Consider the following 7,447-nt stretch of genomic DNA (forward strand, 5'->3'; position numbering starts at 1 on the left):
CGCGGACCGTGCCGTCCGTCAGTGGCCGATGGCGGTGACGACGGCGGAATAATGCACGGCGGCGGCGGTGACGACAAAACCGTGCCAGATGGCGTTCTGGAAGCGCAGGCGTTCCCAGACATGGAAGATCACGCCGGCCGAATAGATGCAGCCGCCGACGATGATGAGAAGCACGGTGATGCTCGGCAGGGTCTGCGAGATCGGCCCGAGCGCCATGGCCCCGCTCCAGCCCATGGCGAGGTAAAGCAGGATGGCCAGCCGGTCATAACGGCCGGGAAAACGACACTTCAGGTAGATGCCGACGAAGGCCGTCGCCCAGATGCCTGCCAGCAGCGAGAGGATCACCCAGTCATGCGCCCCCTTGACCAGGAAGGGCGTGTAGGTGGCGGCGATCAGCACGAAGATCGCCGAATGGTCGAAGCGGCGCAAAATCCATTTGGTGCGCGAATGCGGCCACATATTGTAGGTGAACGAGACGGCGAGCGCGATGACGAGGCCGAGGCCATAGATCCAGGCGGCGGCCATTTCGGCATAGCTGGTCCACACCGTCGCATAGAAGATCAGGGCGGTGGCGCCGATCAGCGCAAAGACCACGCCGATGCCGTGGACGATGCCATCGGCCACCAGTTCGTGGAAATCATATTGCCGTCCGAAGCGGAACTGGTCGGTCATGGCAGTCGCAAACCCTTGGAAGAAGATCGTTTCGACGATCATTCACATCATGTGCAAATTTGCCGTTACCTTCAAGGGCGGGAATGGCGATTGTAGGGCGGCATCGGGGCCGGGCCGCCGTTCATCTTGCGCCGCAGGCGGCCTTCGCCTAGCATCCACGTCATTGCCGGCCATTGCTGTTTGCCCTCAAGGAATTTTCCGATGCGCTTTACCGTGCTTGCCACCTTTGCCGCGCTGGTCGCCTATATATGGTTTCTGCTCAAGGTCGCCCGCGCCCGCCAGCAGTTCGGCGTCGAGGCGCCGAAGACCACCGGCAATGCCGATTTCGAGCGGATTTTTCGCGTGCAGCAGAACACCGTCGAACAGCTGGTGCTGTTTTTACCCTCGCTCTGGCTGTTCGGCTTTTACGTCTCCGACGCAATTGCCGGCCTGCTCGGGCTTTGCTGGACGGCCTCGCGCGTGCTCTACGCCTCGGAATACTACGCCGACGCCAAGAAGCGCGGGCCGGGCGCCGCGCTGACGTTTCTCATCGGCATCGTGCTGCTGGTGGGCGGCACGATCGGGGCGTTGTTGCGGATGGGGTGAGCGATGAGCAACGAGACCTTTGCAAGCATTTGGGACGCCATCGAAGACAATGCGGTGGAAGCCGAGAACATGAAGCTTCGCGCCTCCCTGATGATGGCCCTGGACCGGCACATCCGAACCAAGGGCTGGACCCAAGCCGAAGCCGCGCGCCGGCTCGGCGTCACCCAGCCGCGCATTTCCGATCTGCTGCGCGGCAAGATCACCCTGTTTTCCATCGACACGCTCGTCGGCATGCTGACGGAGGCGGGATTGCGCGTGGAGATGCGGGTTGGCGAGGCGGCTTGAGGGGGATGAGGGCATGACAAGCAAACCGAAAGCTGCTCCCGACGGAGCCAATTTGCACCTGGAGCCGCATGAGGCTTTGGTCCTGTTCGAACTTCTTTCACGGTGGAGCGAACCCGATCAAGCCCAAACGCCAAGCGCAACCTGTTTTGAAAGCACGGCGGAGTGCGCCGTTCTCCACTTGTTGCTCGGTCATCTGGCAAAGCAGTTGGTTGCCCGTTCTCTCCGGACTACAGGGTGCTCCTTGAGCAGGCTCGGAGCCGGCTGAAAGATGCGTCGGACCGCCCGACGCTCAGTGGATGATGTCTGCCGATGGGGAAATGCCCTCCGACGCTTGCGCGCGTTCGGCACCGGCTGCCCCTCATCCGCCTGCCGGCACCTTCTCCCCGTAAACGGGGAGAAGGGCGATGGGGCGAATGCCCTGCCCCTCGCTCTGGCGCGGGGCGTTAGTGATTCGAAGCGGCCACTGGATCGTTTCGTCGGCTGCGCCGAACATTCCTCACCCCCGTGAACGGGGAGAAGGGCGATGGGGTCAGGCCTTGCGATACCGTCTTGCCTGATAGACCACGCTGCCGCCTTTCAGTGCCTTGTAGAGCACCGAGCCCTTGGAGCCGGAGAATTCGCTCATGAAGCGGCGCAGCAGGAAGGCCTTGCCGATGCGGGCCTGTTTGCGGGCTTCGGCCGCGTTCAAGGCGGCGACGACGTTTGGCGAGATGTTGCGCTTGTCGATCAGTTCCAGGCCGGGGGCGGCGAGCTGGTCGTCAAGCAGGCCAAGCTGGCTCTTCGGGCGCATGTCGGCGAAGGTGAAGATGCCGCCGGGTTTCAAGACGCGGGCGACCTCGCGGGCAAAGGCCGGCACGTCGCCGTAGCAATGCGAGGATTCGATGTTGACGACGATGTCGAAGGCGGCGTCGGGAAAAGGCAGGTTCTCCGCGTCGCCCTGGACGAAGGAAAGGGCCGGCGTGTCGGCATTGAGCTTTTGCGCCCTGCGCACGGTTTCCGGCGAATAGTCGAGGCCGGTGACCGAAGCCGGCGCATGATAGCGGGCGATGTAGCGCGAGCCGCCGCCGCGGCCCGAGCCGATCTCCAGCACGCGGGCACCCTTGACGGCAAGGCCCTCGACCGCCTGCTGGTAGAGGCCGATGAAGGCGCGTTCGGCCTCGTCCTCGGGCTTCAGCGCAAACGGCGCGCCGCTCGGCACGTAGCCGTAGTTCATGAAGCGCCAGTCCTTATCGCCCCAGAAGCGCGACAGCATGTTGTAGATGCGCCGCCAGACCCATTTCTGGATGCGCGGAAACTTGCCGAGGGTGGCAACGTCGAGGACGCTGGAAAACAGGCGGCTGGTCATCGTTGGCTCTTCATTCAGCGGCAGGGGCGGCGGCGGGGCCGGCGGACGGGGCGGGCGTTTGGGCGGCCTTGGTGGCCTCGAGCGCCATGAATTCATCGTAGAGCCAGGCGCGGGCCTTGTGGATCAACGCATGATCGTCCCTGTTCACCGGGTTGAAGCCCGGCAGGTAATATTTCAGCACCAGCGGCGCGCATTTGCGCCAGTAGCCCGGATTGCCGAACAGAACCCAGACGAGCCGCGCCCAGAAGCGCGGGCCGGTCTTGACCCCATCGGTCCGGGCAAAGCGCACGAGATTGGCCAGCACGATCTTGAGGAAGGTCCAGGCCACCGCGTTGAAGGCCATGGTGCGCAGCATGTAGCGCTTGAAGGGGGAGTATTTCGGCGTCGCCGCGGCAAAGACGTCGAGGGCCACGGCCTTGTGCTCCAGTTCCTCCAGCGCATGCCACATCCACAGCCGGCGATAGGCGGGCGCGGCATCGTCGAGGAACTGCGGATTGCGCAGCGTCACCGTCGACAGCGTCGCCGTCAGGTGCTCGATGGCGCAGGTGACGGCGAGCCGGAAGATCGGGATCTTGTCGGAGCGCAGCGTCTTGATCACCGGCGCTTCCATCGCCTCGACGTCGTAACCGAGCCTGGCGAGCGCGCGATTGTAGTCCTCGTGCTCGCGGGTGTGGAAAGCCTCCTGAACCGAGTAGCCGTTGATCTCGGCGGCAAGCTGTTTGTCCTTCAGTTTCGGCGCGTAATATTTCAGCGAGCGGATGAAGTAACGCTCGCCTTCCGGCAGGAAGATGGAAAGGCCGTCGATCAGGGCCGTCTTGTGGAAATCGCCGCCGAGCCAGTGGCGGGTCGGGTTTTCCAGGATGCCGAAGCGGATGTCGCGGGGAATGATGTCCTCGTCGTCGGAACCGGGGCTTGCATCCTTCCACCGCGCCGTCTGGGCGGCTGTATCTGCAATCGCCATGTGTCGTACTCCGTCCTCGGCCGCCGCCCTTGATAGCCGTCCTCAAGCGCCGCATCGTCGCGACGGGACACTTCGGCATCGGTTTCTATCGCCTCGGACCAGCAGTGGCAACCTGCGGCCGCCCGTGGCCGGGCGCTCAGACAAGAAACGCCCCCTCCCCCGCCGATGGAGAAGAGGGCGCAAGGCCTGTAACGATCCGATCAGGCTTCGCTCGCGCATTCCTGGCAGAGCGGAGCGTAGGGAACGGCAGCGAGCCGCGCCTCGGAGATCGGCTGGCCGCATTTGGCGCAGGTGCCGAAAGTGCCCTTGGTGATGCGGTCGAGGGCCGCGTCGATCGCCTTCAGCTCCTTCTCGCCGACCTCGCCCAGTTCGTCGAGCACCTCGTCATTCTCGGCCTGGACCGCCTGCTCCTCGCTGTCGGGATCGCGCCCGGTGGCGATGTCGGCATTGATCTTGTGCAGCCGGGAGAAAAGCTCGCGCTGGCGATCCCTCAGGATCTGTTCGTATTTGTCCGTGTTCATCCGGGTGTTTCCTCGTTCTTCTTGTCAATGCCAGCCGGGGGCCAGCCAGGGGGCGACCAGTCCGGTTCGCGGGCGCTCAGCGGTCAACCAGCACCGAGCACTTGGCGTGGCGCACGACGCGGTCGGCAGTCGCGCCGATCAGGTAGTTGCCGAGATCCGGGACATGCGAGGCCACCAGGATGAGGTCGGCGCCATGCTCGTTGGCGGCCGCCAGGATCTCGCGGGCCGGCGCGCCGGTGCGCAGCTCGACGCGGGCGGCAATGCCAGTCTTTTCCTTCAGTTCGACGAGCTTTGCCTTGCCGTCCTTGATCGCGTCCTCGATGGCGTTCACCGGCAGTTCGATGGTGATATAGCCCGGCATGTCCTCGATGACCGTCATCAGGATGATCTCGCCACCGGCATCAAGCAATTGCGCTGCCTTGCGCAAGATCTTCTCGCCCTTGTCGAGCGCGCCACAATCGACCGGAACCACGATTTTCTTGTACATTCTTGCTCTCCTTGTGGCGTGGCCTTTCAAGACCCGCCTCCCTCTCTTCTAACACTACAATCGAACGCCGCCGGCGATCCCGCATTGATCAGGATCAATTTTGCCGGCCCGATCGTCAACATATGCCGAACGATAAATCTCCCAAATCCGATCTTTCGTGAACGATGCGGACGGCGCATATTCTGATCCGGAAGATGATAAACCACAAGGGACCGATGATGACCCGGATCACCCGCCGCAGAGTGCTCGCGCTTGGCGCAGGCCTTGCCGCCGGCGCGACACCGTCCCGATCGGCCACAGGAGCCAGTATAATGAACCGTACAGGCAGAGCAGACACGGCGCCAAGCTTCGCCTTGACCCGGCCGATCCATGTCGGCACCGCCCATCTCGTCGTCTCCGATCTCGACCGGGTGCGGCAGTTCTATGAGACCATGCTCGGGCTGAAAGTGGTCGAGCAGGGCATGAGCGGCGTGGTGCTGGGGGCCGGCGCCCGCCCGCTTCTGACGCTTTCGACCCGCGCCGACGTGCGGCCTGCGCCGCGCAATGCCGCCGGCCTGTTCCACACCGCCTTCCTGATGCCCGACCGCACCGAGCTCGGCCACTGGCTGGCGCATGCCGTCTCCAAGGGGGTGCGGCTCGACGGCGCCTCCGACCACCTGGTCTCCGAGGCGATCTATCTGAGCGATCCGGAAGGAAACGGCATCGAGGTCTATCGCGACCGGGCGCCGGAGGAATGGGATTTCCACGCCGACGGCACGGTGGAGATGGCGACCCTTTCGCTCGACCTGCAGGGGCTCTACGACAGCGCGCCGAAGACCGCCTGGGGCGGCATGAGCGACGAGGCGGCGATCGGCCACATGCATTTGCAGGTGGGCAATATCCCGGAGGCCGACCGCTTCTACGAAGGCGTGCTGGGCCTCAAGAAGATGGCGAGCTATCCGGGCGCCAGCTTCTTCGGCGCCGGCACCTATCACCACCACATCGCCGCCAATATCTGGAACAGCCGCGGCGCCACGGCCCGCCAAGGGGCGATGTCGGGCCTGTCCGACTATTCGCTGAGCTTCAACGACCAGACGGCACTCGACACGGCGCTCGCCACGCTGGAAAGCCTGGAGATCGCTGTCGACCGCACGGCGGAAGGGCATGCGCTGAAGGATCCCTGGGGCATCGGGCTCACTCTGAAGGCAGCGTGAGGGCGGCCGAAGCCTGCACATCTTCGCTGGGCGGACAACCGACCCGCCGGCTGAAGGCGGTGCTGAAGGCACTCGCCGACTTGTAACCGACCGCTTCGGCGATCTCGTCCAGAGAACCGCCACGCCGCAACAGGGCGTCCTTGGCCAGCGCCATGCGCCAGCTCAAGAGATCTTCGACCGAAGCGACGCCGACGGCCTCGCAGAAACGCCGCGCGAAGACCGAACGCGACATGCAGACTTCAGCCGATTCCAACCGGTTGCGGCAGGAGCTACGGCTTGCAACTTGGCCGCGGAGCGCTTATGCACGATATATACAGTTTAACTGTATATATCGTTGTCATTCACAGGAAGGATCGATCATGTCCGCCGATAACAAGGAAGTGGTCCGCCGCTTCAACATCGAGGTCATTCAAAACGGGATCGAAACCGAATTTCAGGCCTTGATGGCTCCCCATTTCATCAATCACGCTGCGCCGCAGGGCATGCCGAACGGCCCGGAAAGCATGTGGAATACCTTCCAGAATGTTCTTCGCCCTGCCCTGTCGAACCTGACGGTCGCGATTCACGACCAGATCGCCGAGGGTTGGGGCTTGAATACCTTGTCGAACGTGCTCGCAGCATTGGCGAAGGCGTGACCCGACGAGCTCTATCTCCTTGCCTTTTGCAATTCCGGGCGGATTTCGCTGACGCCTTGTTGCTGGAGATACGCTAGCACAGCCGTTCGATAACACGAATTGCGGCTTCAAGCGTTCGTCTGTCCTTGTCCGACAGGCGTTCCTCGATCACGTTGGCAATCTGCAATGTTCGGGCTTCGCGGGCGCGGGACAATTGCGCCCGCCCTTTATCGGTGATGGATAGAAGCCGGCTGCGGCCGTCCACCGGATTGGGCATCTTGCTGATCAGCCCTTCGGATTCCAACTGTCCGGCAACCAGCCGCATGCTCTGATGCCTGACATTGCGGCGGCCTGCCAGTTCGGCGACGCTGAGCGGTCCGGCCCGATCCAGAAGCGACAGCGTCTCCGACTGCGAGGTTGTCGGTGTATTGGCTTGCGTCTTCACGCGGCGAACGAACCGGCCGAGCGTGGCACGAAGGTTTTCCGCAAGCACCAGCGCATCGGTTTGTGTTTCGGAGCCCGCTTCTTGGCTTGCCATTTTCCTGTCTCCGCCCTCAAAACTGATGCTCTGGAGCTTTCCATAGACCGAGAAGTCCCGGAAGAGAAATAGCTTCCGCAAGCGAAACCCCTGTTCCGATCGGCCTCGCGCCGCGAGAGGCTCAGCAAGGCGGGGATCGGCAGCAGTACGTGAAGCCGGGACCGCCAGGATGCCGGCCGAGGGGCAGGCGCTGGGAGCGGTCGGACGCCTAACCATGCCCGCCCCGCCGCCCCCTTCCCCCGATGG

11 protein-coding genes are annotated in these 7,447 nt (G+C 63.5%); 4 read left to right on the top strand and 7 right to left on the bottom strand.

Annotation, left to right across the window (positions count from 1 at the left end):
• Positions 1 to 18 precede the first annotated feature (18 nt).
• Entirely contained in the window at positions 19 to 672 is a 654-nt protein-coding gene (gene trhA / locus RHIZ70P_RS21050) for a PAQR family membrane homeostasis protein TrhA (RefSeq protein WP_115672492.1), read from the bottom strand.
• A 201-nt stretch (positions 673 to 873) separates the two neighbouring features.
• Here trhA and RHIZ70P_RS21055 point away from each other — a divergent pair, with 201 nt between their 5' ends.
• Positions 874 to 1,257 carry an MAPEG family protein gene (locus tag RHIZ70P_RS21055; protein WP_115672477.1) on the top strand — a complete coding sequence of 128 codons (384 nt, stop codon included), beginning with the start codon at positions 874 to 876 and terminating at the stop codon, positions 1,255 to 1,257.
• 3 nt (positions 1,258 to 1,260) lie between these two features.
• A complete protein-coding gene (locus tag RHIZ70P_RS21060) occupies positions 1,261 to 1,542 on the top strand; it encodes a helix-turn-helix domain-containing protein (protein ID WP_115672478.1) in 282 nt (93 codons plus the stop codon).
• Between the two features lie 529 nt (positions 1,543 to 2,071).
• On the opposite strand, the gene RHIZ70P_RS21070 is transcribed toward RHIZ70P_RS21060, so the two are convergent.
• The 4 genes from RHIZ70P_RS21070 to RHIZ70P_RS21085 all read right to left on the bottom strand — a co-directional run bounded on the left by RHIZ70P_RS21070 (position 2,072) and on the right by RHIZ70P_RS21085 (position 4,856).
• Positions 2,072 to 2,887 carry a class I SAM-dependent methyltransferase gene (locus RHIZ70P_RS21070; protein ID WP_181904094.1) on the bottom strand — a complete coding sequence of 272 codons (816 nt, stop codon included), beginning with the start codon at positions 2,885 to 2,887 and terminating at the stop codon, positions 2,072 to 2,074.
• Between the two features lie 10 nt (positions 2,888 to 2,897).
• On the bottom strand, positions 2,898 to 3,848 hold the full coding sequence (locus tag RHIZ70P_RS21075; RefSeq protein ID WP_115672480.1) for a metal-dependent hydrolase: 951 nt from the start codon (positions 3,846 to 3,848) through the stop codon (positions 2,898 to 2,900).
• Between the two features lie 200 nt (positions 3,849 to 4,048).
• On the bottom strand, positions 4,049 to 4,369 hold the full coding sequence (locus RHIZ70P_RS21080; RefSeq protein WP_115672481.1) for a TraR/DksA family transcriptional regulator: 321 nt from the start codon (positions 4,367 to 4,369) through the stop codon (positions 4,049 to 4,051).
• Positions 4,370 to 4,445: 76 nt separating this feature from the next.
• Positions 4,446 to 4,856: a universal stress protein gene (locus tag RHIZ70P_RS21085; RefSeq protein WP_115672482.1), complete on the bottom strand. Its 411-nt coding sequence runs from the start codon at positions 4,854 to 4,856 to the stop codon at positions 4,446 to 4,448.
• A 227-nt stretch (positions 4,857 to 5,083) separates the two neighbouring features.
• On the opposite strand from RHIZ70P_RS21085, the gene RHIZ70P_RS21090 reads away from it, so the two are divergent.
• Positions 5,084 to 6,049 (top strand): VOC family protein, encoded by a 966-nt coding sequence (locus tag RHIZ70P_RS21090; protein WP_419178324.1) that lies wholly within the window; start codon positions 5,084 to 5,086, stop codon positions 6,047 to 6,049.
• Here RHIZ70P_RS21090 and RHIZ70P_RS21095 read toward each other — a convergent pair.
• On the bottom strand, positions 6,030 to 6,281 hold the full coding sequence (locus tag RHIZ70P_RS21095) for a helix-turn-helix domain-containing protein (RefSeq protein WP_419178322.1): 252 nt from the start codon (positions 6,279 to 6,281) through the stop codon (positions 6,030 to 6,032). The genes RHIZ70P_RS21090 and RHIZ70P_RS21095 overlap by 20 nt on opposite strands.
• Positions 6,282 to 6,408: 127 nt before the next feature.
• Between RHIZ70P_RS21095 and RHIZ70P_RS21100 the strand changes: the two genes are divergently transcribed.
• Complete coding sequence (locus RHIZ70P_RS21100) at positions 6,409 to 6,684, top strand: ester cyclase (RefSeq protein ID WP_115672484.1); 276 nt, start codon at positions 6,409 to 6,411, stop codon at positions 6,682 to 6,684.
• 73 nt (positions 6,685 to 6,757) lie between these two features.
• Here the strand turns inward: RHIZ70P_RS21100 and RHIZ70P_RS21105 are convergent.
• Positions 6,758 to 7,447, bottom strand: a 690-nt coding sequence (locus tag RHIZ70P_RS21105; protein WP_147294038.1) for a MarR family winged helix-turn-helix transcriptional regulator, incomplete at its 5' end; no start/stop codon positions are given.

The organism is Paenirhizobium selenitireducens ATCC BAA-1503, from assembly GCF_900492185.1.
GTDB lineage: Bacteria > Pseudomonadota > Alphaproteobacteria > Rhizobiales > Rhizobiaceae > Allorhizobium > Allorhizobium selenitireducens_A.